General features: G+C 41.5%; 29 protein-coding genes and 1 pseudogene. 7 read left to right on the top strand and 23 right to left on the bottom strand.

Translation table 11 applies throughout. The annotated features are described in order from the left end of the window. Positions 1-61 precede the first annotated feature (61 nt). Positions 62-247 carry an NF038105 family protein gene (locus L6C30_RS00940; RefSeq protein ID WP_004971800.1) on the top strand — a complete coding sequence of 62 codons (186 nt, stop codon included), beginning with the start codon at positions 62-64 and terminating at the stop codon, positions 245-247. A gap of 155 nt (positions 248-402) precedes the next feature. On the opposite strand, the gene pal is transcribed toward L6C30_RS00940, so the two are convergent. The 6 genes from pal to ybgC form a co-directional block, all read right to left on the bottom strand. Further along, positions 403-972: a peptidoglycan-associated lipoprotein Pal gene (pal, locus tag L6C30_RS00935; protein WP_236162188.1), complete on the bottom strand. Its 570-nt coding sequence runs from the start codon at positions 970-972 to the stop codon at positions 403-405. 71 nt (positions 973-1043) lie between these two features. After that, a complete protein-coding gene (gene tolB / locus L6C30_RS00930) occupies positions 1044-2327 on the bottom strand; it encodes a Tol-Pal system beta propeller repeat protein TolB (RefSeq protein ID WP_026438303.1) in 1284 nt (427 codons plus the stop codon). 193 nt (positions 2328-2520) lie between these two features. Next, positions 2521-3750: a cell envelope integrity protein TolA gene (gene tolA / locus L6C30_RS00925; protein WP_236162189.1), complete on the bottom strand. Its 1230-nt coding sequence runs from the start codon at positions 3748-3750 to the stop codon at positions 2521-2523. 3 nt (positions 3751-3753) lie between these two features. After that, positions 3754-4203 (bottom strand): protein TolR, encoded by a 450-nt coding sequence (gene tolR / locus L6C30_RS00920; RefSeq protein ID WP_236162190.1) that lies wholly within the window; start codon positions 4201-4203, stop codon positions 3754-3756. After that, positions 4203-4901, bottom strand: a complete 699-nt coding sequence (gene tolQ / locus L6C30_RS00915) for a protein TolQ (protein WP_236162191.1) — start codon at positions 4899-4901, stop codon at positions 4203-4205. The genes tolR and tolQ overlap by 1 nt, the downstream gene beginning before the upstream one ends. 27 nt (positions 4902-4928) lie before the next feature. Beyond that, the gene (gene ybgC, locus L6C30_RS00910) at positions 4929-5336 is read right to left on the bottom strand and encodes a tol-pal system-associated acyl-CoA thioesterase (RefSeq protein WP_236162192.1); all 408 of its coding nucleotides are present in this window, start codon (positions 5334-5336) and stop codon (positions 4929-4931) included. Positions 5337-5564: 228 nt separating this feature from the next. Here ybgC and L6C30_RS00905 point away from each other — a divergent pair, with 228 nt between their 5' ends. Beyond that, positions 5565-6143, top strand: coding sequence for a hypothetical protein (locus tag L6C30_RS00905; protein ID WP_236162193.1), 579 nt, complete (start codon positions 5565-5567; stop codon positions 6141-6143). A gap of 84 nt (positions 6144-6227) precedes the next feature. On the opposite strand, the gene ruvB is transcribed toward L6C30_RS00905, so the two are convergent. The 3 genes from ruvB to L6C30_RS00890 form a co-directional block, all read right to left on the bottom strand. Continuing rightward, positions 6228-7229 (bottom strand): Holliday junction branch migration DNA helicase RuvB, encoded by a 1002-nt coding sequence (gene ruvB, locus L6C30_RS00900; protein ID WP_236162194.1) that lies wholly within the window; start codon positions 7227-7229, stop codon positions 6228-6230. A gap of 147 nt (positions 7230-7376) precedes the next feature. Further along, positions 7377-7979 carry a Holliday junction branch migration protein RuvA gene (ruvA, locus tag L6C30_RS00895; protein ID WP_070154135.1) on the bottom strand — a complete coding sequence of 201 codons (603 nt, stop codon included), beginning with the start codon at positions 7977-7979 and terminating at the stop codon, positions 7377-7379. A gap of 129 nt (positions 7980-8108) precedes the next feature. Further along, positions 8109-9449 (bottom strand): deoxyguanosinetriphosphate triphosphohydrolase, encoded by a 1341-nt coding sequence (locus L6C30_RS00890; protein WP_019837718.1) that lies wholly within the window; start codon positions 9447-9449, stop codon positions 8109-8111. A gap of 264 nt (positions 9450-9713) precedes the next feature. On the opposite strand from L6C30_RS00890, the gene L6C30_RS00885 reads away from it, so the two are divergent. Beyond that, positions 9714-10031 (top strand): NGG1p interacting factor NIF3, encoded by a 318-nt coding sequence (locus tag L6C30_RS00885; RefSeq protein ID WP_070154137.1) that lies wholly within the window; start codon positions 9714-9716, stop codon positions 10029-10031. Here the strand turns inward: L6C30_RS00885 and L6C30_RS00880 are convergent. Beyond that, a pseudogene (locus L6C30_RS00880) lies at positions 10028-10804 on the bottom strand (nitroreductase family protein). The gene L6C30_RS00885 and the pseudogene L6C30_RS00880 overlap by 4 nt on opposite strands. 151 nt (positions 10805-10955) lie before the next feature. Continuing rightward, entirely contained in the window at positions 10956-11756 is an 801-nt protein-coding gene (locus tag L6C30_RS00875; protein ID WP_019837713.1) for an enoyl-CoA hydratase-related protein, read from the bottom strand. Between the two features lie 100 nt (positions 11757-11856). Here L6C30_RS00875 and L6C30_RS00870 point away from each other — a divergent pair, with 100 nt between their 5' ends. Continuing rightward, entirely contained in the window at positions 11857-12429 is a 573-nt protein-coding gene (locus L6C30_RS00870) for a nicotinate-nicotinamide nucleotide adenylyltransferase (protein ID WP_096901115.1), read from the top strand. Positions 12430-12507: 78 nt separating this feature from the next. Here the strand turns inward: L6C30_RS00870 and L6C30_RS00865 are convergent, their stop codons facing one another. From L6C30_RS00865 to dapD, 5 genes are all read right to left on the bottom strand, one after another. Then, the gene (locus L6C30_RS00865; protein WP_236162195.1) at positions 12508-12966 is read right to left on the bottom strand and encodes a peroxiredoxin; all 459 of its coding nucleotides are present in this window, start codon (positions 12964-12966) and stop codon (positions 12508-12510) included. 70 nt (positions 12967-13036) lie between these two features. After that, positions 13037-13441, bottom strand: coding sequence for a hypothetical protein (locus L6C30_RS00860; protein WP_236162196.1), 405 nt, complete (start codon positions 13439-13441; stop codon positions 13037-13039). Positions 13442-13454: 13 nt separating this feature from the next. After that, positions 13455-14126 (bottom strand): 7-cyano-7-deazaguanine synthase QueC, encoded by a 672-nt coding sequence (gene queC / locus L6C30_RS00855; RefSeq protein WP_236162197.1) that lies wholly within the window; start codon positions 14124-14126, stop codon positions 13455-13457. Between the two features lie 89 nt (positions 14127-14215). Further along, positions 14216-14926 (bottom strand): 7-carboxy-7-deazaguanine synthase QueE, encoded by a 711-nt coding sequence (queE, locus tag L6C30_RS00850; protein WP_236162198.1) that lies wholly within the window; start codon positions 14924-14926, stop codon positions 14216-14218. Between the two features lie 78 nt (positions 14927-15004). Further along, positions 15005-15826, bottom strand: a complete 822-nt coding sequence (dapD, locus tag L6C30_RS00845) for a 2,3,4,5-tetrahydropyridine-2,6-dicarboxylate N-succinyltransferase (RefSeq protein ID WP_236162199.1) — start codon at positions 15824-15826, stop codon at positions 15005-15007. 300 nt (positions 15827-16126) lie between these two features. Here dapD and carO point away from each other — a divergent pair, with 300 nt between their 5' ends. After that, positions 16127-16864 carry an ornithine uptake porin CarO gene (gene carO, locus L6C30_RS00840; protein WP_236162200.1) on the top strand — a complete coding sequence of 246 codons (738 nt, stop codon included), beginning with the start codon at positions 16127-16129 and terminating at the stop codon, positions 16862-16864. 58 nt (positions 16865-16922) lie between these two features. Here carO and L6C30_RS00835 read toward each other — a convergent pair whose 3' ends face one another. From L6C30_RS00835 to L6C30_RS00805, 7 genes are all read right to left on the bottom strand, one after another. Continuing rightward, on the bottom strand, positions 16923-18119 hold the full coding sequence (locus L6C30_RS00835; RefSeq protein WP_236162201.1) for an outer membrane protein transport protein: 1197 nt from the start codon (positions 18117-18119) through the stop codon (positions 16923-16925). 187 nt (positions 18120-18306) lie between these two features. Then, a complete protein-coding gene (locus L6C30_RS00830) occupies positions 18307-19230 on the bottom strand; it encodes a CysB family HTH-type transcriptional regulator (RefSeq protein WP_236162202.1) in 924 nt (307 codons plus the stop codon). A gap of 53 nt (positions 19231-19283) precedes the next feature. Beyond that, complete coding sequence (locus L6C30_RS00825) at positions 19284-20345, bottom strand: sulfate/molybdate ABC transporter ATP-binding protein (protein WP_168417798.1); 1062 nt, start codon at positions 20343-20345, stop codon at positions 19284-19286. Between the two features lie 11 nt (positions 20346-20356). After that, positions 20357-21250: a sulfate ABC transporter permease subunit CysW gene (cysW, locus tag L6C30_RS00820; protein ID WP_236162203.1), complete on the bottom strand. Its 894-nt coding sequence runs from the start codon at positions 21248-21250 to the stop codon at positions 20357-20359. Beyond that, positions 21247-22080 carry a sulfate ABC transporter permease subunit CysT gene (gene cysT / locus L6C30_RS00815; RefSeq protein ID WP_004971748.1) on the bottom strand — a complete coding sequence of 278 codons (834 nt, stop codon included), beginning with the start codon at positions 22078-22080 and terminating at the stop codon, positions 21247-21249. Before cysT ends, cysW begins: the two co-directional genes overlap by 4 nt. Positions 22081-22167: 87 nt before the next feature. Beyond that, positions 22168-22773, bottom strand: a complete 606-nt coding sequence (locus L6C30_RS00810; protein WP_236162204.1) for an alpha/beta hydrolase — start codon at positions 22771-22773, stop codon at positions 22168-22170. A gap of 301 nt (positions 22774-23074) precedes the next feature. Further along, the gene (locus L6C30_RS00805; RefSeq protein WP_236162205.1) at positions 23075-24082 is read right to left on the bottom strand and encodes a sulfate ABC transporter substrate-binding protein; all 1008 of its coding nucleotides are present in this window, start codon (positions 24080-24082) and stop codon (positions 23075-23077) included. Positions 24083-24242: 160 nt separating this feature from the next. Between L6C30_RS00805 and pabC the strand changes: the two genes are divergently transcribed. Further along, a complete protein-coding gene (pabC, locus tag L6C30_RS00800; protein ID WP_236162206.1) occupies positions 24243-25067 on the top strand; it encodes an aminodeoxychorismate lyase in 825 nt (274 codons plus the stop codon). Between the two features lie 15 nt (positions 25068-25082). After that, the gene (gene mltG / locus L6C30_RS00795; RefSeq protein WP_236162207.1) at positions 25083-26147 is read left to right on the top strand and encodes an endolytic transglycosylase MltG; all 1065 of its coding nucleotides are present in this window, start codon (positions 25083-25085) and stop codon (positions 26145-26147) included.

Raw genomic sequence — 26147 nt, 5'->3', positions numbered from 1 at the left:
CAAGTCCTGCAGAAAGTGCTATGTTGATGTAAAGGATTTAATTTGAGATAGGAGCACAGATATGACAACGTTAAAGTTTGATGCGACTCCAACGCCAAGCGAAGGGATTAGTTTAGACGATATTTCTGAGGACAAGATGAAAGCTGCTTGGAAGGATTACGAGTCTAAACCTGAATACAAAAAGTTTAATAAGCATGATTTGATTGAATCTATGCAAACTGCAAAAGCTGATGCCGAGTCAGAATAACTGTAGCAAAGCTGTAATTTTGCGTATGTTTATTAGTTTTTAAAATATTCATCTTTTATTTTTTAGGTCATAAAAAAGCGCCCTTCTAATAAAGAGCGCTTTTTTCGTATTAAGGAACACGTTCTAAACGTATTTTCCCAAAACACAGCAAAAGGTTATTTCAATAATGGCGGAACAGCTTCGTAATTAATTTCTACGCGACGATTTTCTTTCCATGCATTTTCATCATGTCCAGGGTTAACAGGCATTTCTTTACCATAGCTCACTGCTTCAAGCTGAGCTGCGTTAACGCCGTTGGTGATTAAGAAGCTTTCAACCGCTTTGGCACGACGCTCGCCTAAAGCCATATTGTATTCACGTGTGCCTCGCTCATCGGTATGACCTGTAAGCGCCACTTTAGAGTTTGCATTGGCCATTAAAAACTGTGCATGCGCTTGTAGAGTTTGGTAATCATCATTAGACAATTCGCTACTGTCGTAGTCAAAATGCACCACGCGCTTTGCCAAGAAAGCTTTATTGGCTTCGGTTACACCTTTGGCAGATGCACCAGCAAGGTTTTGCGCATTTAAAGCTGCATCTTCACTCAAACCTTGGGTGTTGACTGAAGTTGCACCATTTGGCGTTTGACCTGCTTGTAAGTCACTCGTTGGTTTGCGGTTTGCACAACCTGTCATCACTAAAGCCGATGCCAAAACAGGGAGTACCAATAATTTCACTGCGTTCATCCTCATCTCCATGAAGCTTGATTTTTGGTTTTAAAACAGAACTGAAAACGTATTTACTTTGCGGGTACTCATTATTTTGGTGCCCACGCAGGTTCACGCACTTCACCTTGCTCACTTGGTAAGTTCATGCGGAAGCGACCATCTAAAGACATAATCGACAATAAGCCACGTGCGCCTTCGCGTGTCGCGTACACTACCATTTGCCCATTTGGTGAGAAGCTCGGGGACTCATCTAAACTGGTTGGGGTTAAAATGTTGGTGATATTGGTGTTGATGTCTTGAATTGCGACTTTGTAGTTACTGCCACTTGGACGATGTACCAATGCCAGTTTACGACCATCGGCACTGAGCGTACCACGTGCGTTAAATGCGCCACGGAAGGTTAGGCGTTTGCTGCTGCCTGTGGCAAAGTCATAACGATAAATTTGTGCGGAACCACCACGATCTGAAGTGTAAATAAATGATTTACCATCTGGTGCATAGCGTGCTTCGGTATCAATCGCACTGTCATTGGTCATGCGTCGCAGTTCGCGGGTGCTTAAATTCATTTGATAAATTTCTGGATTGCCATGCATGGATGCGGTAAACAACATGCTTTGCCCATCTGGCGAGAAGCTAGGTGCACCATTTAAACCACGGAAACTGGCTAATTTTTCACGCTGACCTGTCGCCAAATCTTGCACATAAATAGCAGGACGTTTGGTTTCAAACGACACATAGGCAATTTTTTTGGCATCTGGTGTCCATGCAGGCGATAAAATTGGATCACGGGAAGTCAAAATTGTTTTAGGCTGTTCACCGTCAGTATCGGCAATTTGCAGGGTATAGCGTTGTTCAGGTGTTGCAGGGTTGCGCAGTACATAAGCAATGCGTCCGCTAAAGTCACCTTTAATGCCCGTGAGTGCTTCATAAATGGCATCACTGATCATGTGTGCAGCAGAACGTACGCGTGACGCAGGCACGCTTAATAATTCATTCAATAAGTATTGCTGTTTTTGCACATCATAAAGTTGGTAATGAACTTCATAACCGCCTTCTGCAGTGGCTTTGACATTTCCCGTCACCACATAAGGTACACCTGCGGCTTGCCATGCAGCTGCATTTGGATTGTTCATGCTTGCAGTTGCAGCAAGGTTTTTAGATGAACTGGTGAATTTGCCTGAACGGTTTAAATCGTTTTCTACAATAGGATAAATACTTTGATCATTGCCAAACGGCACAATCGCAATTTTAGGTGCTTCTTCTGGTGCTTTGGCAATTTCTAAATGCAGTTGTGCAAAAGATTGTGTGCTTAAAACTGGGCTAAGCGCAGTTAAAATAGCAAGACAAAGTAGGTGTTTACGCGTTGTTTCCATCATTCGCTATTTTCTCAAATCAACATAACTTTTTTGGATGTAATTGTGGTACATAATGGCATGCTTTGGTAGGAATGAAAGCATGAATTTATAATAAAACTGTTATAACACTGTGAAAATTTAAATTTATTTATACTCGTAAATATTTTGAGAAGGAGTTAGCCAAATAGATGTTATTCGGCTAACTGGTAACTTATTGCGCTGTAAAGGTAGAGGTGAAGCTACGTGCTTCGCGTCGTGCATCTGGGTCTGATGGCATCGGATAAGGTGCGGCAGCACGAACAGCAGCTTCTACACTGGCTTTCATGTCAGGGTCGCTAGAATTAACCACGACAGACTGAACTGCGCCACTGTCACTTAAAGTCACGCGGGCAGTTGCACGTTGACCCGAAGAACCAGCTGGGGTATCCCACGCTCGTCTGATTTTATTTTCGAAATCGCGTTTAGCAGTGGATGCAATGCGTCGTACTTCAGCCTTTTTCTGAGCAGCTTCTTCTGCAGCTTGTTTGGCAGCTGAAGCTTTGGCTTCAGTATCGGCACGTGCCTTCGCTTCGGCATCAGCTTTGGCTTTTGCATCTGCGTCAGCCTTACGTTTTGCTTCGGCATCAGCTTTGGCTTTTGCATCTGCAGCAGCTTTACGTTTTGCGTCGGCATCAGCTTTGGCTTTTGCATCTGCAGCAGCTTTACGTTTTGCGTCGGCATCAGCTTTGGTTTTTGCATCTGCGTCAGCTTTACGTTTTGCATCAGCTTTGGCTTTTGCATCTGCAGCAGCTTTACGTTTTGCCTCAGCATCTGCCTTGGCTTTTGCATCTGCTTCAGCTTTGCGTTTTGCTGCTGCATTGGCTTCGAGTTGACGTCTTTTTGCAGCTTCTGCTTTTTTCAGGGCTTCGGCTTCTTTACGACGTACAGCATCTGCCTCAGCACGTGCTTTGGCATCGGCTTGAGCTTTTGCTTTGGCGTCAGCTTCTCGTTGAGCACGTTCTTCGGCGCGTGCTTGTTGAGCTTTTAAGCGTTCAGCTTCTAGTTTTTGTCGCTCTGCAATTTGTTTGGCTTCAGCAGCTTGTCGTTCTGCACGTGCTTGAGCCTCTGCTGCTTGTGCAGTTTTTTGTGTATCAACTTGAGGAGCGGGTGGCGTAGGAGCCGCTGCAGGTGTTGGAATGACAGGGGCAGGTTCAAGAGCAGGCTCGGCAGTTTGAGTAATTTGCTCTGCTACATTTTCATGTGTGGTTTCAGCAGATTTAGTTTCTAATAAGGGTTTTAAATCTTCTGGTTTAATCAGTACGGTTTTAATGGGCTTAGGCGGCTCAGGTGCTTTACTCATGCCCAAATAAAGCAAGCCAACCACTGCGATAAGGTGGACACCTACGGTGAACCCGATCGCAATGGCTTTTTGTTGAAAAGGTGGCTTTTTAAAATCTTTCATAAATTACTTTAAAGGCTCGGTCAGCAATCCAACTTGGGTTAAACCCGCATCTTGTAAGTTAGACATTAACGCAATCACATCACCATAAGGGCGTGTATTATGACCGCGAATAACAACCCGAAACTCTTTGTTTTCAGCTTTGGCTTGAATTTGAGCATCGGTCAAAATTTGTTTCAGTTGGGCTAATTCCAAAGGCTGGGCTTTGTGTTCTTTGTATTCTAAAAAATATTGCCCATCTTTATTTAACGTCACCAAAGCAGGAGCATCTTTCGATTCAATTGGGTTGCCATTGGCTTGTGGTAAATCGACTTGAATACCACTGGTAATCATTGGTGCAGTGACCATAAAAATCACCAACAGTACCAACATGACATCAATATAAGGCACTACATTCATGTCACTTTTGAGTGGTTTCTTAATGCGCTCGAAGCGTCCTGAGCGTTGAATGGCCATTAGTCGTGATCCTGAGTATTGCCTAAAGATTGACGTTGTAATAAAGCCACCATTTCTTCGGCAAATAAAGCACGATCAGAATAAACCGCTTCACCTTTGGCTGTGTAATGGTTAAAAGCAAGTACCGCAGGAATAGCGGCAAATAAACCAATCGCTGTGGCAATGAGGGCTTCAGCAATCCCTGGTGCGACTGTTGCTAATGTGACTTGATCGACATCTGCCAGTCCAATAAAGGCATTCATAATACCCCAGACGGTACCAAATAAACCCACGTATGGCGCAACCGAACCAATGCTGGCCAATGCACCTAAGCCTTGTTCAAGTTGGGCTTGGTCGCGACTTAAACCGACACGTAAGATACGCTCTGTGCCTTCAATGGTTTGTGAAGCATGCGCTTGGCGCTTTTTGAGTTTTAAAAACTCACCTAAGCCTTGATAAAAAATATCTTCTAAACCGACACGTTTTGAATTGAGCTGTGCGTTGTTGTAAAGCGTATTCAGTTCTGCACCAGACCAGAAGATTTTTTGGAAATGCTGATCATCTGCTTGTGCTTTTTTATAGCTCATGTGTAACTTGGCAATCAGATACCAACTGTATAATGATGCTAAAAGCAGCGAGAGCATTACCAGCTGAACAACAGGACTTGCTTGTAATATAAGATCTGATACTTGAAGAGATGATTCGAGTTGTGTTGCCATAGTTACTACATGTGCCAATTCATTTTTTTAATCTTGTCCTAATTCTTTCAGAATAAGGCTACGAATTTCATCTGGCAGACGACGTGGTTTCATATCTGAACCCAGACAGGCCAATTCAACCTCGCCAGATGCAAGCATGATTTCACCACGATAAATATTTTGTTGCAATACAAATGATGATGCTTTACACGAAACTACACTTGCTGTAACAGTAATTAGGTCATCCATTAAGATTGGACGTGAATATTTCACGTTAATTTTATGCACGACAAAGTTGTAATCTTGTTGATGCCAATAATGATTAACACCCGACGCACGAAGCCATTCGGTACGGGTACGTTCCATAAAGCGAATATGGTTGGCGTGGTAAACAATGCCGCCTGCATCAGTATCTTCCATATAGATACGAATTTTAAATTCAAATTTATTCGCCATAATGATGTTCCGCTTCAATGTTGCAAAGTTGTTTGATAAGCAATACTTATAGCTTAAGCCATGTCTATGAAATTGACGTGAATCGGGGCTATAAGTCAAGCTGTGTATAGCGTGGCAGTTTATCATTCTCAACGCTTCGTCCAATGGCACAAGATTTCAAACATGCTTTTAAGTTAAAATTAGCTGTTTGCCTTACACATGCAGATGATCCATCGAAATGAGCAGTACATGAGTCGTTTAGTTAAATTTTTTGTAGTGATTGCCATATTGTATTTATTGTGGATGATGCTGCTCCAGTCAGATGGAGGAATTGCCGATAACACAACCTATCAGTCATCGCAGCAAGTCCATCAGTTTAAAGACTACACCATTCAAGTTCTGGAAAGCTATGAAGGTGAGTTTCGGGTATTGTCACGTGAAAATTATAATTTTGGACGTGAAGCCGAACTTAGCCCTGTCGATTTTGCCTTGGGATGGGGCGAAATGGCCAAGCCTGAAGTGTATAAACAGTTGTCTATTCGTCAAAGCAACCGTTGGTATCATTGGCGTTATGAACAAGCACCACCAATTCCTGTACAAGAGATTGCAAGTTTGAGTGCCAATACGCATTTAATTCCTGCAACGCCGGCGATTGCGACAAAGTTAAAACAGATTGATGAAGATGATTTGATTTATTTGAAAGGTAAATTGGTTGAAGTTACTGCTGCAGATGGTTGGCAGTGGCGCAGTTCTTTAAGCCGTCATGACACAGGGGCGGGCGCGTGTGAATTAATGCTCGTTGAAGATGTACGTGTCATCGAAAATTAAGCTCTATCTTCAGACTCAATTAACCTAATTGTTTAAGCGTTTAAAGGGAGATACCTCCCTTTGATCTATTTTTTTGACCTACTTTTATTTCGGCTCAGGTGGTGTCATCCCAAATTGTAAATACGCCATATTGGTCGCGATACGCCCGCGAGCGCTTCGCATCACATAACCTTGCTGAATTAAGTATGGTTCAATTACATCTTCCAAAGTGCCAGAATCTTCCGCCATAGCAGCAGCTAAGGCTTCCACACCTGCGGGACCACCATCAAAACGCTCTAATAACATACTTAAATATCGACGATCCAAAGTATCTAAACCATCTTTATCGACATTAAGCATATCTAATGCACGTTGTGCCATCTCTTGTGTGACTTCACCTGTGCCTTTGACCTGTGCATAGTCACGTACGCGACGTAACAAACGGTTGGCAATACGCGGCGTTCCACGTGAACGACGTGCAATTTCTTTCGCACCAGTTTCGGTCATAGGCACATCCATCAGACTTGCCGAACGTTTGACAATATGGGTCAAATCTTCAACCGAGTAAAATTCAAGGCGCTGCACAATTCCAAAACGGTCACGTAACGGTGAGGTGAGCAAACCTGCGCGAGTGGTGGCGGCGACAAGGGTAAATGGGGGTAAATCCAGTTTAATGGAGCGTGCTGCAGGTCCTTCACCAATCATGATATCCAGTTGATAATCTTCCATCGCTGGATACAAAATTTCTTCGATCACAGGTGACAGACGGTGTATTTCATCAATAAATAACACATCACCTTCTTCAAGGTTGGTCAGCATGGCGGCTAAATCGCCTGCGCGTTCCAAGACAGGCCCTGAAGTAGATTTAAGATTGCCGCCCATTTCACTGGCAATAATATTGGCGAGTGTAGTTTTACCTAAACCTGGTGGTCCGAAAATCAGTGTGTGGTCGAGTGCTTCTGCGCGTCCACGGGCTGCACCAATAAAAATTTCCATTTGTTCACGCACCACAGGTTGCCCAATATAGTCATCGAGTGAGGTTGGGCGAATGGCACGATCAATTTGATCTTCGGGTTTTTCAGAACCACTGATTAGACGGTCTTGCATAGGTGATCTAAACTTTAAGTAAACTGATTTTAATAAGAAATTCCGCAAAACAGTTTTGGCGGCGTCTTTCCAATAGAACTTTCTGTCTCAACAGTTGCGAATGAATTCATCGCGTATCAGATGAGGTGAATTAGACAATATATGTGCTTACCGATTCATCGACTTTAATGCTGCACGGATAATATCACTGGCTTCAGTAAAATCGCCCTTGACTGCATTAATAAGTTTTTGTGCTTCGGCAGGTTTATAACCTAAAGATTGTAAAGCGGCTTCGGCTTCGGCAACAGCAGAATTGCCTGTAAATTGGATTTGAGTCACTGTGGAATTGCTGCTGCTCACTTCGTTGGACATGGCTTTAAAGCGATCACGTAATTCAATCATTAAACGTTCAGCAGTTTTTTTGCCCACACCTGGCACTTTAATCAGGGTATTAATATCTTCATGTTCTACGGTGTGAATCAGTAGCTCGACGCTTAAGGTTGATAAAATACCTAGCGCCATTTTTGGGCCGACACCATTGACTTTAAGTAAGGTTCGGAAAATGGTTTTTTCTTGGGCTTCTAAAAAACCATATAACAATTGAGCATCTTCACGCACGGCTAAATGCGTCCATAGGGTAATTTTCTGCCCTTTTTGTAATTGGCAAAATGTGGTGAGCGGTGTGTCAATTTCATAGCCCACACCATTCACATTCAGCAACACGGTTGGTGCTTCTAAAGCCAATACTTCGCCAATAAGACATCCGATCATATTTGTGATTCACTGATTAATTTAAAATAATTTGCTGTTCGCATAGTAGAGCGCATTTTCACAAAAGGCAAAATCCGTGCTTAAACTCTACGTCAATTTTATATAAGTTATTGATATACAGGTGAGTCATCACAGTAGGCCAACCTTATTGCCTTGTAATTCTTGCGACAAGTTATAGGCTTGGTGATCTGAAAACTTAGAGATAATGTCCAACACTTGCATAATATTGTCATAGTGGTTATGCGCAAAATCTGCACCTGAGCGTTGCAAGATGGACATTAAACGCTGCTCTTTAAAACTTAGGGTTTTATGGGGTGTGGTGAGCGGAATAAACGCATCCAAAATATTTTGTAAACTTTGATGCGCAATAATTTCCAATCCAGCTTTTTGCGGATGCTCGAAAATTTTCTCACGTGCTAAGTCTTTGGCGCGATTGATACCAATTTCAATATCTGCCGAGCAATACTGTAAAAGGCTGCCTTTGAGTTGTCCCATTAGAATTTCAAAATGGTGTTTGGCAAACGCCGTGGTGACTTCATCGACCAAACGCTTCATGACCCGACCACGCAAAGCGGCAATTTTTTGTTGCCATGTGGTACGTGCCATCGCCAGTTCTGCAGGAATACCGTAGTCACCAATCAAGTTTAAAAAGATCGGTTCCACTTCTTCATAGCTGAGCATGTTTAAAATAATACCATCTTCCAAATCAATTAAGGCATAGCAAATATCATCCGCCGCTTCCAATAAATATGTCAGTGGATGACGGCAATAGTGATAATCGCCCAATTGAATCAGACCAAGCTGTTCTGCAATTTGTTTGAGAATTTCTTTTTCGGCTTGGTAACAACCAAACTTATCACGTTGATTGGCAGGGCGGTTGCCTTGTTCGGCAATGGTTTTGGAGAGCCATGGATATTTTAAATAAGCGCCTAAAGTGGCATAGGTTAAACGCATGCCGCCATCATTTGGATGATAGTCAATTTTGGTGAGTAGACGTAAACCTTGTGCATTGCCTTCAAACTGACGGACATCAGCTTCTTCTTCATCGCTGAGTTTGGCGAGGAAATTGCCGTGTGAAGCATCATCAAACCATTCACGAATGGCATATTCGCCTGCATGCCCGAAAGGTGGATTACCAATATCATGTGCCAAGCAAGCAGCTTGAATAATCGCACCGACATCGGCAGGGGAAATCCACATAGGCAAGTGATCTTTAATTTTTTCTGCAGCCAACATTCCCAATGAACGTCCAATACAAGACACTTCTAAAGAATGGGTTAGGCGAGTGTGAATGCCATCGTGTTGAGTCAGTGGATGGACTTGGGTTTTACGGTTTAGCTGTCTAAAACTTTGCGAAAAAATAATACGGTCATAATCTTTGTGAAAAGGGCTGCGCGCCTGTTCTGTACTTTGTTTTTTACTACCAATTCGAACTGTGGAAAGCAGTTCTAACCAACGCATTTGAGTCATTTATCATTATTCACTATGTGCTTGTTTTGCATCATGCCAAAAAAATGACAAAAGCTCTAGGGGCGGGCGACATGGCTTGTCTTTTTAAATCTAAAATCATACAAAATGGGAGATACGTTCATGGCGAAGCGTACTTTAAATTTTTGGGGGGCAAGCGGTATAAAACGAGGATTTGATAATTCGCACAGCTTGCCAAAACAGCACCGATCATCATTTTTTATGATAATTTCTAGTCAATCGTGAAATGGATAGCGAAGTTTAAATATGCTTAAACTGATTTACTATGTGCCTCAATCTCATCTTGAAGAAACCAAACAGGCTGTTTTTGCAGCAGGTGCAGGGGGGATTGGCAATTATGAACAATGTGCATGGCAGGTTTTAGGCACAGGGCAATTTAAACCTGTAAAAGGAGCAAATCCTTTTATTGGTGAGTTAGATGCTTTGGAGCGTGTTGCTGAGTGGCGAGTGGAAACCATTGTGCCTGAGCAAAATGCTCAGGCAGTCGCAAAAGCGCTCAAGGCAAGCCATCCTTACGAAGAGCCTGCCTTTGAGTTTATGCAACTTTTAGTCTTTGATGATTAAATTTTCTGAATAAACAAGTCACGGTCAAAACGGTATTGTGGGAAAAAGACACCATCTTCGGCACGTTCACCTGCAGCGATCACCATCACTGGAAATTGTTGATCATTCAGTTTTAAGAGTTTGCGTACCATCGGCTCATCAAAACCTTCCATCATTCAGCTATCAAAACCGTGTGCTCGAAGGGCCAAGACCATATTTTCACAGGCGAGTGCTGTGGTTTTACTGGCCCAAAGTTTGGCATCGGCAGGGTTAAATGCCGTTACAGGTAATTGTTTATCTAAAGTACGTGCAATTTTGAAAGCGACTTTCTTAAAGTTACCTACTGCATTTAAGTAACCAGTCTTGTAGTTATAAGGAATAAACTTGTAATATTTTTTCACTGCAGCGGGTGCTTCAGGAAAAGGAAACTCGCTGATATTCTTTTTTGCCATTTCATCAACGCGGTCTGTGCGCGCAATACATACTATTAGCTCTGCTGCAGTACGGGCAGCAAGCTGTCCTAAGCAGGCTTTAACAAGTTGTTTTTTCTTGGCAGGGTTTTGCACCACCACAAAAGTCCAGGGTTGTAAATTAGATGAGTTTGGCGCCAATAAAGCCATATCTAAACAATCATCCAACACTTCAGCAGGAATGGCTTTGTCGGTAAATTTACGCACCGAACGACGGCTTTGAATGACTTTTTTAAAGTTTTCTACATCAATATCTTGTGGTGCAGGTTCAAAATAACGTTCTTTTTTTTCAGCTTTAACATCGGTTGGATTTGGATTAGACATTACAATTTTCCTCAATTTTTTAATGATTGACAGCACATTGCAGAATATGGGGGCGAATAAAGAAAAAACCACATTCAGCCAATATGAATGTGGTTTTAAAAACGGCTAGTACACTTAAAATAGGCATAAGTGCATTTCAGTTCAACAGTACTTAATTAAATTGGCTGAAATCAGGTTTACGTTTTTGCATAAAGGCTTGCACTGCTTCCATCATTTCTGCTGAACCGACACGTTGCATAAAAATTTCTGCTTCATGGTCAATCCACGCCACGATTTCATCGACATTATGTTTCATCAGGGCTTTAGATTGTTTGAGTGAGGCCAAAGGCAAAGCCGCCAATTGCGCTGCTTTTTGTTGTGCTGTTGCATAGACATCGGTTTCAATACTATTAACTAGATTTGCCGATAATGCCGTTTCGCTATTGAATTTCTGCGCAGTCAACAACAGTTCAGCCGCTTTGTGATAGCCAGCTTGCTCTACCAAAAGTTTGCTTGATGCGCCTTCTGGCGATAAGCCCAAGCTCACAAATGGAATCTGGAATAGGGCAGTATTGTCGCTATACACTAAATCTGCATGCAATAAAATGGTGACACCAATGCCAATCGCCACCCCACGTACAGCTACAATTAGCGGTTTAGAAAACTTGGCAGCAGATTTTAATAAGATGAACGGAGGACCTTCGGCAGCAGGTAATTGTCCTTTAAGTGCGGCAGACTTCATAAAATCCTGCATGTCATTGCCTGCGCTAAAGTCTGCATCTGCGCCGCGTAAAATTACGCAACGTACTTCATTGGCTTGATCGGCCTCATCTAAGGCTTGTGCAATCCACAAATATAATTCACCATACAGCGCGTTTTTTGCTTCTGGTCGGTTGATGGCTAAAGTCAGTACGCCATTTTCTAAATTCGCATTCAAATGTGGGTGAGGTTGTTGAATACAGCTCAGTGTCATCGTACTATCCTTGCTTTGATTGGTTAGAATTTATGGCTCATTATGTCGCAAATTCGCAGCGCTGGCACAACTCATGAGTTCATAAAAAGTTAGATTTATTATGCAATATACGTTTGATTATTTGGTTTTCATTGGCCGCTTTCAGCCATTTCATTTGGCGCATTTGCAAACCATTCAAATTGCGTTAGCACGTAGTCATTATGTGATTTTGGCATTAGGTTCTGCACAAAATGAGCGCAATTTAAAAAATCCGTTTTTAGCCAAAGAACGTGAGCAGATGATTTTGTCTAACTTTTCACCTGAGATGCAAGAACGGATTAAGTTTGTGCATGTCGTAGATGTCTACAATGATGAAAAATGGCAAAAACTAGTCAAATCTTTAGTCGGTGAATTGATTCAACCGCAAGATCGTGTTGGTTTAATTGGGCATTTTAAAGATGACTCGTCTTATTATTTAAAGTTTTTCCCTGAATGGGAGATGGTAGAATTAGACAGCTTGCAAGATGCCATGTCTGCTACGCCTGCACGTGAGGCTTATTATCGTGGGGAAATACAGCCTAATTTTTTCCCGCAAGGCACAATTGATTTCTTAACCGCATTTCAAAACACGGAAATTTATCGTCAATTACAAGACAAATACCAGCAGCAGGACAGCAGTAATTTGACGGAGTAATCCAGTTTTTAAATGAAAAAAGATGATTGAAAAAGCTTTCAATCATCCAGAACATTGTGTTTTTTTAGAGGCTGAAAATTAAGCCTGTAAAGCGGTTAAATCCGCAAGCACTTGCTCGGCATGTCCTGCAGCTTTGACTTTACGATATTCTTTCAGTAATTGACCTTGATGGAAAATAAAAGTAGAGCGTTCAATGCCCATAACTTTTTTGCCATACATATTTTTTTCTTTAATCACATCAAACAACTGACACAATACTTCTTCTTTATCGCTAATCAAGTTGATGCCTAAAGATTGTTTTTCGGTAAAGTTTTGATGGGCTTTGACTGAGTCGCGCGAAATGCCAATGATGGTGGTATTAAGCGCATCAAATTGTGGCTTTAGCGCAGTAAAATCGACAGCTTGTGTGGTGCAGCCTGGGGTAGAATCTTTCGGGTAAAAATACACCACTAACCAATCTGTACCAAGCTCGGTTAAGTTGACTTTGCCTGTAGTTGCAGGAAAAGCTTGATTTGGTAATTGAATTGTCGTGCTCATATTTTTCTCCAAAATCATGCACATAAAAAACTAGCCACATAAAGTGGCTAGTTGAAATTGTTAAGAAAACTTATTTTTTCTCACCCGCTTTCATTGCTTCTTCAGTTAAGGTTTTTAATTTACCTGTAAGCTGAGGACCAAAACAAGCTTGCAAATCTTTATTTTGCTTTTGTACAAAAGCTAAAGTCGCAGGGCTCTTTTTCTGGTTAATTGCGCTTTGAATTTCCCATTTTTGAGCGTTGGTTAATTTACCATCTGCTTCTACTGCACATGTACAATATTTGCTTACTTCAGCTGTAGTTAGTTTTTTGCCTTTTGCAGTTTCTTCTTTACAAACATTAATTAAAGCTGCTTTCACATTGGTGCTTTTATAAGCTTGTTGCAACTTGTCATTATTTGCGTGCGTCGTTGTAGCGAATAATGCAACAACAGACATAATCGCAGAAACCATAATGTTTGATTTTAAATTTTTCATACACTTTACCTTGTTATGACGGTATATAACGTGTCGGGTCAGTAACACCTGCATCGGCAAAACCTTGTTTGCGTAAGCGACAGCTGTCACATTTACCACAAGCACGTCCTTGGTCATCTGCTTGGTAGCAAGAAACCGTTTGACTATAGTCTACGTCATGTTCAATACCTAAGCGAATAATATTTGCTTTGGATAAATGTAACAAAGGTGTCTCAAATTTTAACGGTTTACCTTCTACGCCAACTTTGGTTGCCAAGCGCGCCATATTGGCAAAAGCATCAATAAATTCAGGACGACAGTCAGGATAGCCCGAATAATCTACCGCATTAATGCCAATCACAATGGCTTCTGCATCAAACACTTCGGCTGCAGCCAAAGCATAAGACAGGAAGATGGTATTACGCGCAGGAACATAAGTCACAGGAATACCTTCTTGCTCATGATCAGGTACTTCAATGCTGTGATCGGTCAAGGCAGAACCGCCCAAGTTGCCTAAATCAATATTAATCACACGATGCTCAATGCCTGCATTTTTAGTCAAGGCACGTGCAGCATCTAGCTCTGTGGTCGAGCGTTGACCATACATAAAACTAAGTGCAATACATTCATAACGCGCTTGTGCCCATGCCAAACACGTGGTTGAGTCTAATCCACCAGATAACAATACAATGGCACGAGGGCGCATAATTGAACTCCAATTTTTAAAATATTGCGTTAGAACTTGAGCAAAACTGTGATGATTGACCTTAGTACGAATGTGTATTCGTGTGGACATTAACGACCTGTTTCATCATTCCAAAGCAATTTATGTAATTGCAATTGGAAACGAACAGGGAGATGGTCGGCTAAAATCCACTGTGCCAAATCACGTGCAAGTTGTGGCAAGGCGACTGCACCTTTTTCGACAGCAAATGCAGGGGAGAACCACACGGTATCGACTTTTTTATGCAATTGATATTGCTCAACCTGCTCCTTCGCCCAAAGATAATCGTCATGATTACAAATCACAAATTTGATTTGATCATGCGGGTTTAAAAAATCTAAATTTGATAATAAATTGCGGGACATTTCACCCGAGGCAGGGGTTTTTAAATCCAGCACTTTAGATACACGATTATCCACTTTAGAAATATCCAAAGCTCCACTGGTTTCCAAAGACACTTCACAACCTAAATCTGCCAAGCGTTGCATCAGTGGCAGTGCATTCGGTTGAGCCAGAGGTTCACCGCCCGTCACACATACATACGGGGTTTTAAAATCTAGTGTGGTTTGGATGATGTCATCTAAAGATTGACGTTCGCCACCTTCAAAAGAATAGGTGGTATCGCAGTAATGGCAACGCAATGGACAACCCGTTAAACGAATAAATACGGTTGGCAAGCCTGATGTATTGGCTTCGCCCTGCAATGAATAGAAAATCTCCGTAATGCGTAAACCCGCAGACGGATCAGAAACAGGAATAGCGGAAGATCGGAGGGTACTCATAAAATTCATCACAGTATATAAAAAACAAAAATCCCTACGGTCATTGCTGGCCGTAGAGATGGGAAAAACTAAAAAAGTTTAGTCTTCGCGTAATAAGTCGTTCAAGCTGGTTTTTGCACGGGTTTTCGCATCTACTTTCTTCACAATGATAGCAGCATACAAGCTATAAGTGCCACATTTAGAAGGCAGATTGCCAGAAACGACCACCGAACCTGCAGGTACACGACCATAATGGATTTCGCCAGTTTCACGGTCATAAATTTTGGTCGATTGACCAATATAAACGCCCATAGAAATAACAGAACCTTCTTCTACAATCACGCCTTCAACAATTTCAGAACGTGCGCCAATGAAGCAGTTGTCTTCAATAATCGTTGGGTTTGCTTGAAGTGGCTCAAGTACACCACCAATGCCTACACCACCCGATAAATGCACATTTTTACCAATTTGTGCACATGAACCTACAGTTGCCCATGTATCGACCATGGTGCCTTCATCTACATAAGCGCCAATATTGACATAAGATGGCATTAACACCACATTTTTGGCTTGGAATGAACCTTTACGTGCAACAGCAGGCGGTACTACACGTACACCGGCTTGTTTAAATTGCTCGTCAGTCCAGTCTGTAAATTTCGTGTCTACTTTGTCGTAGAAACGCAAATCGCAAGATTCAATTGGCTTGTTATCATTGAGTTTAAAAGATAACAAAACTGCCTTTTTTAACCATTGGTGAACGATCCACTCACCATTAATTTTTTCAGCAACGCGCAATGTACCGTTATCTAAACCTGCAATTGCTTGTTCAACTGCTTGGCGAATTTCAGCAGGGCAATCTGCTGCTGTAAAATTAGCACGGTCTTCAAATGCTTGTTCAATAATTGTTGAAAGCTGCGACATCGATGTAATTACCTGAAAAAAATTTTCCAAGATTTTACACTATATTGCTCTAAAAAGATGGAAAACTAGGAAGGGTGCTGAATTAAATTCGCAAGTAAAGTGATTAGTATTCTTTTCGTATTTTAGATATGTACAAACATTGTTTAAAAAAGGCTTATCATTCAACAAGAAAAATTAATAAGTATCAAAAAATAACAAAAGCTCAGCAAAACACGAATAAAAAATATTCATTGACTCCTTTATATTGAGCTCATCACGAATAACTAATGATGAAAAAAAGTTCTTTTGAGGAGAGAAATAATGAAAGCTTTATATCAACTTTTAGCAGTATCCGTTCTAGCTGCCACAGCTGGATCTGTCATGGCTGCTGATGAAAGAATCGTAACAGATGAAGGGGTAGCTGAATTCTCTTTCTTTAAACCCGCTGCAGTTCGTGCTGAAGTCGGTACAACAGGTTATGGTGGCGCGATCTCTTGGAATGCTAACCCTTATGTCGGTGTTACTCTAGGTTATAATGGTGGTGATATTTCTTGGACTGATGATTTATCAATCAACGGTTCTAAATATGACCTGGATATGGACAATAACCTGACTTATTTGAACGCTGAGATTCGTCCTTGGGCGAACTGGTTCTATATGGCTGCTGGTGTAGCATATATTGATAATGATTATAGTCTAGAACGTCGTCCAGGTACTAATGCTTCATTCACAGTTGATGGGGCACGTTTTAATGCAGGCAATACAGATGTTCGCATTAATGGTGACCTATCTTATAAAAATAATATTGCACCTTATGTAGGGATTGGTTTCTCACCAGCCATTACCAATCGTTGGGGGGTCTTCGGCGAGGTAGGGGCCTATTATAATGGGAATCCTACTGTAAGTTTAACTGCTAATCCAGAAGCATATACAATTGCCCGTGCTGACGATGGTCGTTCTTTAGAGCAAGCATTAGCTGATGAGCGAGATGCACTTCGTAACGATAATAAATACGAATGGTTACCAGTGGCTAAACTAGGTGTAAGCTTCCGTTTCTAAGCTATAGCTGCTTAACCTAATAAAAAAAACGAGCTTCGGCTCGTTTTTTTTTTGTGTCTTAAAAGCGGTGTGCTAATTTCAAGTGATAAACCCAAGCCTCACGTTGTTCGAGTGAAGAAAAACTTGAAATTTGCGTGATTAACGACTGTGGTTGTGTCGTGTCTGGCTTAGTAAAGTGCAAATAATGCAGACCCGCAATCATAAAAGTTTTGGGGTTGAAGTGATAAACCGCACCCGTACCCACACCAACATAACCATCTACAGGGTTTAAACTTGAGGCAGGATTACCTGCACCAGAATCCCACAATCCTTCCACCGCAGTGATCCATTTGGATGACCATTGATGGGCAACGCCCAAGCGGGTCGACCATTGATTCTTTTGATAATCAATCAGGTTGAACTGATTACCTAGTCCTTCAGATTGCAGAATTGCAGCAAACTGAGTGGGTTGAATTTTAAAATCTTGCCAATTGACCCATCGCAATGATCCATACAGAAAATTTTGCGCAGGTAAACCTGTGTGAAAATCTAAATTCACCGATTCAGGTGTTTCAATTTCTGTTGCTTGATGTGGTGCAATCTCTAAAGGAAATCCCCAAATACTTTCGCTTGCATTGGTACTGTGCTTGATTTTAGAGCGATAAGTAATTGCTGTATTAAATGCATATTCAGGAATTTGGTAGCTTACACCTGCCAACCAACCCCACGCATGGTCTTTTGGAAAATGTACGTGATAATCAAAAAAGGTATAGTCAACTTGTGTACCAATTTTCAGATCACCTGAAAATGACTGGTAACTCAGACCTGTAAAGAGGTTCCAATGTTGTGTGGGTTGATAGCCAATAAGCGCTGTAATATTTCTTGAGTCAAACTTAATATCTGCATTTTCTATAGGTAAAGGTTCGCCTGAAAGAATAGGACTATAGTGATAATCCACATCAACAAAATAAGGTTGGTCAAATAATAACGCCACAGAAATTTGTGGATGTGGTTGTAATTTTAATGCAGCTTGGATGAAGTGTTGATTATTGACTAAATTGCCTGTTGAAAAATCTTGAACGCCTAATTCGGCAATATTTTGTTGATGCTGTACCTGACCTGAAATATTGGTATCCACGTGTAGCAAAGCGACTTCCGCATAATTTCCTTTTTCAAATAATGCATGTACCGATTGACCGCTACGTTCTAAAGCGGCAGCAGAGGCATAACCTAGCGGCAGGACATAAAGCAATCCAATAAAAATGTGAAATTTCATGTTACGTCCTTGGTCTAAATTATAGAATTGTGTTTAAAATCAAATTACGTTTTTTATTGTTGATTATATTTTATTCATGTTTCTGATAAATTAAAATCATTATTTTGATTATTTCTAGGCATTTAGATCAGCAAGAATTTTGCCAGAGAACTAAAAGAGAGCCTAGGCTCTCTTATGCATTATTGTTTTATTCTTCAGGATAGGCGATACGTTTTAAAGCTTTAATATCGGCATTCGGTGCGCATAAAGAAATAAACTCATAGCCATAGCCACGCAGTAAATGCCCTTTGCGAACCGCAATCCATGTGGTGTTTACCCCAAAAATATCGGTCTGGATTTGTTTTAGGCGGTAATCACGTTCTGCATCGTATGCTACATTGTTCACCACACCTACGCCCATGCCCAATTCAACATAGGTTTTAATGACATCTGCATCAAGTGCAGACATGACGATATTGACATCAATTCCTGCATCGGTAAATGCTTTGTCAATTTTAGAACGACCCGTAAAGCCACCATGGTAAGTAATAATTGGATATTCAGCCAAATCGGACAGGCTAATCTCAGCTTTACTGGCTAAAGGATGGTTTTGTGGAGTAATAATGCTGTGACGCCACTCATAATAAGGCACACTTGCCAAGTTTTCTTCAGTGGTGAGAGATTCGGTTGCAATACCAATATCGGCTTCACCTTGTAGCAGCATTTCAGCAATTTCTACAGGGCTGGCTTGTTGTAAAATCAGATGTACTTTAGGAAATTCTTTTTTAAACAAATTCACAATGGGCGGTAGCACATAACGCGCTTGGGTATGTGTAGTCGCAATGGTGAGCGTGCCTTCATCAACTTTATTAAAGTCATCAGCAAGGCGTTTAATGTTATCTGCATCAATCAACATGCGTTCGACAATACACAGCAAGGATTGTCCTGGCTCGGTTAAACCCAATAAGCGTTTACCTTTGCGGACAAAAAGCTGCACCCCGAGCTCATCTTCAAGGTCTTTAATGTGCTTACTCACTCCCGACTGAGAAGTGTATAGTGCCGCAGATGCTTCAGTTAAATTAAAGTTTTGCCGAACGGTTTCTCTAATAATTCTAAGTTGTTGGAAATTCATAGTGGTGCAAACCTAAAAAAGGATGGGGCGGGTTAGGCTCCATATTAATGTGCTTATGCGACTTGATTTTCAAATAAATGTAAAGTGGTTACACTTAACCAAACCGTTTGGTTTGGACGGAATTGGTGCAGCTTAGCTTCATCTGCAGTGAGTGCAATTTCAATCAAATTGCCTTGGCGATCTTGCAATTCTGCAACTACTTTACCAGCAATCCAAACTTCACGTAAGAAGGTCGCTTGAATGGTATTTTCCTGGGGTTGGGCATGAATATGCAACTCATCTGGACGTGCAAATGCAATGACTTTGCCTTGTGGCGCATTGGGTTGATTAAGAAGTTGTACACGATCTTCACCAATTTGCACAATTCCTTGATGATGTTGTCCTTCAAAACGGTTGGCTTGACCTAAGAAGTCAAATACAAATGGAGTGGCAGGCTGTTCATACACTTCACGTGGTGAACCAATTTGTTCGACATTACCTTTGTTCATAACAATAATTTGATCGGCAACTTCGAGCGCTTCTTCCTGATCATGGGTCACGAAAATTGAAGTGATGTGTAATTCATCATGCAAAGTTCTTAACCAACGACGTAATTCTTTACGCACTTTGGCATCAAGCGCACCAAAAGGTTCATCCAATAACAATACGCGTGGTTCTACCGCTAAGGCACGTGCCAAAGCAATACGTTGACGTTGTCCACCCGATAATTGTGCAGGATAACGGTCTGCTAAAAAGCTTAACTGTACCAAGTCGAGTAAACGCATAACACGTTTTTTAATCTCGGCTTCTGAAGGTCGGGTTGCACGCGGACGTACCCGTAAACCAAACGCGATATTGTCAAATACGGTCATGTGGCGGAATAGGGCATAGTGCTGGAATACGAAACCAACTTGACGTTCACGTACATGCACATCGGTTGCGTCCTGACCTTCTAAAATGACTTGTCCACGATCTGCCGATTCTAAACCCGCAATAATACGCAACAAGGTGGTTTTACCACAGCCTGAAGGCCCAAGCAGAGCCACCAGTTGACCATCTGGAAAATCGAGGGAGATGTCTTTCAGTGCATGAAATGCACCAAAATTTTTTTCAATATTTTTAACTTGAATACTCATGCGGTCATTCCTTAAGAAACAGTTGAATCTTCATTGCGTTGGTTTTGCTTTTCTTGGCGAATTTCAACCCAAGTTTTTAAAATCAGGGTCACAATCGCAAGAAGTGCCAAGAGAGAGGACACCGCAAACGCAGCACTAAAAGTGTATTCGTTATAGAGAATTTCGACGTGCAGCGGAAGGGTATTGGTTTCTCCACGAATATGCCCCGATACCACAGATACTGCGCCAAACTCACCCATCGCGCGGGCATTACACAGAATTACGCCGTAAATTAAACCCCATTTAATATTTGGCAAAGTGACTTTCCAGAAGGTTTGCCAACCAGATGCACCTAATACAATTGCAGCTTCTTCTTCCTCTGTGCCTTGTGCTTCCATTAAAGGAATTAATTCACGCGCCACAAAAGGTACAGTAATGAAGATCGTGGCAATCACAATTGCAGGTACGGCATATAAAACTTTGATGTCGTGTTCCATCAACCAGCCGCCCATCCAACCTTGTGTACCAAAAATCAGGACTAGCATTAAACCTGCAATGACAGGAGAAACTGAAAAAGGCATATCAATTAAGGTGGTGAGAATTGACTTGCCACGGAAATTGAATTTCGCCACTGACCACGCTGCGGCAATACCAAATATCACGTTTAAAGGCACGGCAATGGCTGCAGTGAGTAAGGTTAATTTCACTGCTGATAAAGTGTCAGGATGCACCAATGCTTGGGCATAGACACCAATGCCTTGTTTTAACGCTTCGACAAAAACCAAAATCAGCGGCAAAATCAGACAGCTTAAGAAGAAAATGAAGGCAATTGCAATCAGGGTATAGCGTACCCAAGTCGGTTCACGTGTTGCATCGCGTGATTGTAGTTTTTCAGCCAAAGCATTGCTGTTGGTATTTAAACTCATCGTGCAGTTCTCCCTGTGCGACGACTTGCCCATGCTTGTAATAAGTTAATTAAGAACAGCATGACAAAAGAAATCAGCAACATCACCACAGCAATTGTGGTTGCACCTGCGTAGTCATATTCTTCCAAACGGGAAATAATCATTAAGGGTGCAATTTCAGTTTTAAATGGTTGGTTACCTGCAATGAAAATCACCGAGCCATATTCACCCACGCCACGCGCAAATGCGAGGGCAAAACCTGTAATCAGTGCAGGCAATAAAATAGGGAAAATCACTTTGGTGACAATTTGAAAGCGGTTAGCCCCTAGCGCAGATGCTGCTTCTTCCAACTCGGTTTCTAAGTCACTGAGTACGGGTTGCACGGTACGCACAACAAATGGAATACCAATAAAAATCAGGGCAAGGGTAATCCCGATAGGGGTATACGCGACTTTAATGCCTAATGGTTCTAAATATTGTCCAATCCAGCCAGTCGGTGCGTATAAAGAAGTCAGGGCAATACCCGCAACTGCAGTAGGCAATGCAAAAGGTAAATCGACCAAAGAATCTATAATACGTTTGCCCGGAAAGCTGTATCGTACCAAACACCATGCCAATAATAAGCCGAAGACGACATTAATAAAGGCTGCAATGAGCGCAGCGCTAAAACTGAGTTGCAAAGATTTTTGGATACGTTCTGAACTTAAAATTTCCCATAAACCATCCCAACCGATACCCAGCGATTTAATAAATACAGCCGATAAGGGAATAAGAACAATTAAGGATAAATACGCTAGGGTAAAGCCTAGAGAAAGACCAAATCCTGGCAGCACTTTGGATCGCTGCGACATGATGACTCCTCAAAAGAGAGAATGAGTGTTTGAAAACAAACAGATAAAAGTAAAAGATAAATTCGGCACAAGCATAATTTGCGAAGATTAAATTGCAAATTTGAATAAATACTTGTTGTTATCAGAAATACTGATATGTGATTGCATATTTTCTGCAATCAAATAATCATAAATTTCAGGAAATGCCCCAAAGCCTGATGCAACATTAATATGACCCACTTGTCCTAAATTAATAGGTGTGACTTGCCATGCTTGTGCAAGCGACTGTGCATCTGTAAAACTGAGCCACGGGTCATTTTCACTAATCAGTAAGCGTGTCGGCACAGCTAATTTAAGTTGCTGAAAGTAAGCCGAATAATTGCTTTGGCTGTGTTCTGCAAAACCAGACTCACCAAAACGGGCAGGGTTGGCAGGCGCAACCAACACCACATTTTTAATTTTCGCCTGTAGTTCAGGGTACTGTGCTAATGCCGCCACCGTGGTTAGACAACCAAAACTGTGTGCCACAATTTGAATATCGTCCTGAATCGGGGCAACCGTTTTGACAAACTCAGTAACCCAGTTCTGTAAAATGGGGCTATTCCAGTCTGACTGTTGTACACGCGAGCAAGACATGAGTTGTCGTTGTAACCAAGATTGCCAGTGTGTATATTCACTGCCAGCTACACCTGGAACAATTACGGTATGAATCATGTCGATGCTCCTTCGCATATTTCAGCCTGAAATGATGATCTGAATAACGCTTAAATTTCAATTGAATCCATCATGTTCCAGTATTGGATGTGACCGCCTGGATTCAAAATTCAGTAAGATAATGCTGTAAAATTCATGTTTTAAATCATCTGCGACAAGGATAACGAGAGTTTCTATGCAAAAAAAATAATTAAAAATGAATTTTATATGAATGAAAAAGATATAAGGCTGTATGAAAACACCCGCATTTTCCAATGTGGGTGTTTTTCACTATCCTTTCAGTATGATTTGCCTTTCAGCATTACTTGGTTTGATTGGCTTTGACAATCTGATCGAAAACACCGCCATTTTCAAAGTGTTTTTTCTGAACTTTGCTCCATCCACCAAACTCTTGGTCAATGGTCACGAGTTTTAATGGTTTAAATTGCGACTTATATTGTGCCAACACCTTAGCATTACGTGGCCGGTAATAATGCTTTGCAGCAATATTTTGACCCGCAGGCGAATAAAGATAGTTTAAATAGGCTTTGGCTAAGTGTTGATTATCATCTTTTTGCACATTTTTCTCTACAATCGCCACTGGGGGTTCAGCCAAGATGGATAAGGAAGGGGTGATGATTTCAAATTTACCTGGTTGTTCACGCACGGCTAAATAGGCTTCATTTTCCCAAGCCAACAAAACATCACCAATACCACGTTCTGCAAAAGTGGTGGTTGCACCACGGGCACCTGAATCCAATACTTTGGTTTGTTTATAAATTTGACGAACAAATTCTTGGGCTTTGGCATCATTGCCCGCAGGTTGATGTTTTGCCCATGCCCACGCTGCCAAATAGTTCCAGCGTGCACCGCCAGATGTTTTTGGATTTGGAGTAATGATTTCCACACCAGGTTTGACCAAATCGCCCCAATCTCGAATACCTTTTGGGTTGCCTTTACGCACTAAAAATACAATCGTGGACGTATACGGGGTTGAGTTGTGCGGAAATTTCTTTTGCCAGTCTTTAGGTAATAGACCGCGTTTGGCAATTTCATCAATATCGGCAGCCAGTGCCAAAGTCACGACATCGGCACCCAGACCATCAATCACCGCACGTGCCTGTTTGCCCGAACCACCATGTGATTGTTTAAAATTGATGTTTTGCCCCGTGGCTTTTTTCCAGTACGCACCAAAATCTTTGTTAAAGTTATCGTATAATTCACGGGTTGGATCGTAGGAAACATTCAGAAAGTCTTTTGCGGATACGCTCAAGGTTGTTGCCGAAAGTACTGCCGCCAGTAGTCCAATTTTCAGTTTTGTAAAGTTCATGTTTGACCTCATATATTAAAAATGTTGTTGAATGAGGCAAGCATATCGGTAGTCTATTTGCTGAAAAAATAATTTAAAATGCGGTGAATATCAGTAAATGATAAATATAAATTTCTTCATTGTTTTCTATATTTAGAGATAAATAACGAGTACTTCTTCCATGCAGTGTTATAAAAATGCCAAGCCTACCGAGCAGATTCATGTGTTAGATCGCGCGTTTCATTATGGTGATGGATGCTTTAGCACTGCACGTTTTCGCCAAAATCAAATTGAATTATTTGACCGCCATTTGGCGCGTTTGCAATATGCCAATCGCCAACTTTCTTTAAATGCCAATCTTGAGTTGATCACTGAAACATTGACGCTTTTAAAGCAGGCGCATGGCGAATTAAACGGTACTTTAAAGATTATTTTAAGTCGTGGTGTGGGGCAGCGAGGCTACAGTTTGCCTGATCATCCTGCTGATGTTTGGATATTTTTCTATCCACAAGTACAAGCATCTGTAGATACGGCATATCATTATGACATCATTCAAAGTGGTGTCTTGACGCAAACGATTGGACTGAGTATGCCGAATTTAGTTGGGCTGAAAAGTCTAAACCGGCTTGAACAGGTATTGCTAAAACAAGAAGCCGATCAAAAAGGCTGGCCAGAAGCGTTGGTGACTGATGTACAAGGCAGTGTGGTTGAAGGTGTGAGTAGTAATTGTTTCATTCGTATAAACAATACATGGATTACGCCACAACTTGGGTATAATGGCGTGCATGGTGTCATGCGGGCAGAAATTTTATCGCGTATGCAACAACAGCGTTTGCATTGTGAACAGCGTGATATTCATGCTTCGGAAATTGCGCAGATTCAAAGTCTGTTTTTCTGTAATGCCTTAACGCCCATGAAAATTGTCAGCCATTTGGGGCAGCAGGTTTTAGATATGCAGCCGTGCGTGGAACTATTTAAACAACTTCAATTAAGTCACTTCAACTGAATCAGATTCATTCTTATGTCTAAGCGCCCATCAAAGTCTCAAAAGAAAACTAATACAGTACCGTCTATGCGTGCCTTGAAAGGTGGCATCATTTTTATACTGGGGCTATTACTGGTGCTTGGCGTGATTTTATGGTCAAGTCTGTTTAGAGATTATCCTGTTGAAGGTCAAAAACAATTATTGGCGATTAATGAAGGCGACACGTATTCACGCTTTATTGATCGTTTGGCTGAAGATGATCATGTGAACTTTCCAATTGTTTTAAAGTTGTACCAACGGGTGATGATCCATGACAGCATGAAGAAAGGTGTATATGAAGTGCGTCAGGGCATGAGCGTACGTCAGGTTATGGAAATGATCGCCAATGCTGAAAATGCGCAAATGAACCGCATTTTGGTGATTGAAGGCACGACTTTTAAACAATTGATTGATGCGTTAAAGAAAGATGAGCTAGTCACCAAAGAAGTGTCTCATTTGCCGTATGATCAAATGCTAAAAGCTTTAAATATTCCTTTTGCACATCCCGAAGGTTTATTTGCACCGAATACCTATTTCTTTGCCAAAGGTGAAACTGATCGTAAAATTTTAACCGATCTGTATCAGCGTCAAATGAAATCATTGGATGATGCTTGGAATAATCGAGCAGCAGATTTACCTTATAAAAATAAATATGAAGCCTTGATTATGGCCTCAATTATTGAAAAAGAAACCAATGTCGATGCTGAATTACGGCAAGTGTCTGGGGTGTTTGTACGTCGTTTAAAACTGGGTATGCGTTTACAGACTGACCCAACCGTCATTTATGGTATGGGAGATCGTTATCAGGGTAATATCACCCGTCAGGATTTACGCACTCCAACGCCATACAACACCTATACCATGAGTGGCTTAACGCCAACACCAATTGCCTTGCCAAGTCAAAAAGCCATTGAAGCGGCGATGCATCCAGACCAATCTGACAACATTTATTTTGTGGCGACAGGCAATGGTGGGCATAAATTCAGTACCAATTTGCAAGATCATAACCGCGCTGTACAAGAATATTTAAGCGTAATACGTGCCAAAAAGTCAGGGGAATAA

It is taken from the genome of Acinetobacter sp. KAM396, assembly GCF_021602765.1.
Classification (GTDB): domain Bacteria; phylum Pseudomonadota; class Gammaproteobacteria; order Pseudomonadales; family Moraxellaceae; genus Acinetobacter; species Acinetobacter towneri_A.
Note: the sequence above shows the minus strand (reverse complement) of the source record. Positions and strands in the feature narration are given on the sequence as shown.

Coding starts and splice junctions, on each gene's coding strand:
- L6C30_RS00825 (WP_168417798.1), bottom strand. CDS start 20,345: ATGAGTATTCAAGTTAAAAATATTGAAAAAAATTTTGGTGCATTTCAT.
- L6C30_RS00875 (WP_019837713.1), bottom strand. CDS start 11,756: ATGACACTGAGCTGTATTCAACAACCTCACCCACATTTGAATGCGAAT.
- L6C30_RS00885 (WP_070154137.1), top strand. CDS start 9,714: ATGCTTAAACTGATTTACTATGTGCCTCAATCTCATCTTGAAGAAACC.
- tolA (WP_236162189.1), bottom strand. CDS start 3,750: ATGAAAGATTTTAAAAAGCCACCTTTTCAACAAAAAGCCATTGCGATC.
- queC (WP_236162197.1), bottom strand. CDS start 14,126: ATGCGCCCTCGTGCCATTGTATTGTTATCTGGTGGATTAGACTCAACC.
- L6C30_RS00805 (WP_236162205.1), bottom strand. CDS start 24,082: ATGAACTTTACAAAACTGAAAATTGGACTACTGGCGGCAGTACTTTCG.
- tolR (WP_236162190.1), bottom strand. CDS start 4,203: ATGGCCATTCAACGCTCAGGACGCTTCGAGCGCATTAAGAAACCACTC.
- ruvA (WP_070154135.1), bottom strand. CDS start 7,979: ATGATCGGATGTCTTATTGGCGAAGTATTGGCTTTAGAAGCACCAACC.
- L6C30_RS00940 (WP_004971800.1), top strand. CDS start 62: ATGACAACGTTAAAGTTTGATGCGACTCCAACGCCAAGCGAAGGGATT.
- cysW (WP_236162203.1), bottom strand. CDS start 21,250: ATGAGTTTAAATACCAACAGCAATGCTTTGGCTGAAAAACTACAATCA.
- tolQ (WP_236162191.1), bottom strand. CDS start 4,901: ATGGCAACACAACTCGAATCATCTCTTCAAGTATCAGATCTTATATTA.
- tolB (WP_026438303.1), bottom strand. CDS start 2,327: ATGGAAACAACGCGTAAACACCTACTTTGTCTTGCTATTTTAACTGCG.
- cysT (WP_004971748.1), bottom strand. CDS start 22,080: ATGTCGCAGCGATCCAAAGTGCTGCCAGGATTTGGTCTTTCTCTAGGC.
- L6C30_RS00905 (WP_236162193.1), top strand. CDS start 5,565: ATGAGTCGTTTAGTTAAATTTTTTGTAGTGATTGCCATATTGTATTTA.
- dapD (WP_236162199.1), bottom strand. CDS start 15,826: ATGTCGCAGCTTTCAACAATTATTGAACAAGCATTTGAAGACCGTGCT.
- L6C30_RS00865 (WP_236162195.1), bottom strand. CDS start 12,966: ATGAGCACGACAATTCAATTACCAAATCAAGCTTTTCCTGCAACTACA.
- L6C30_RS00810 (WP_236162204.1), bottom strand. CDS start 22,773: ATGATTCATACCGTAATTGTTCCAGGTGTAGCTGGCAGTGAATATACA.
- queE (WP_236162198.1), bottom strand. CDS start 14,926: ATGAGTACCCTCCGATCTTCCGCTATTCCTGTTTCTGATCCGTCTGCG.
- ybgC (WP_236162192.1), bottom strand. CDS start 5,336: ATGGCGAATAAATTTGAATTTAAAATTCGTATCTATATGGAAGATACT.
- pal (WP_236162188.1), bottom strand. CDS start 972: ATGAACGCAGTGAAATTATTGGTACTCCCTGTTTTGGCATCGGCTTTA.
- L6C30_RS00890 (WP_019837718.1), bottom strand. CDS start 9,449: ATGACTCAAATGCGTTGGTTAGAACTGCTTTCCACAGTTCGAATTGGT.
- ruvB (WP_236162194.1), bottom strand. CDS start 7,229: ATGCAAGACCGTCTAATCAGTGGTTCTGAAAAACCCGAAGATCAAATT.
- L6C30_RS00830 (WP_236162202.1), bottom strand. CDS start 19,230: ATGAATTTCCAACAACTTAGAATTATTAGAGAAACCGTTCGGCAAAAC.
- L6C30_RS00870 (WP_096901115.1), top strand. CDS start 11,857: ATGCAATATACGTTTGATTATTTGGTTTTCATTGGCCGCTTTCAGCCA.
- L6C30_RS00860 (WP_236162196.1), bottom strand. CDS start 13,441: ATGAAAAATTTAAAATCAAACATTATGGTTTCTGCGATTATGTCTGTT.
- carO (WP_236162200.1), top strand. CDS start 16,127: ATGAAAGCTTTATATCAACTTTTAGCAGTATCCGTTCTAGCTGCCACA.
- L6C30_RS00835 (WP_236162201.1), bottom strand. CDS start 18,119: ATGAAATTTCACATTTTTATTGGATTGCTTTATGTCCTGCCGCTAGGT.
- pabC (WP_236162206.1), top strand. CDS start 24,243: ATGCAGTGTTATAAAAATGCCAAGCCTACCGAGCAGATTCATGTGTTA.
- mltG (WP_236162207.1), top strand. CDS start 25,083: ATGTCTAAGCGCCCATCAAAGTCTCAAAAGAAAACTAATACAGTACCG.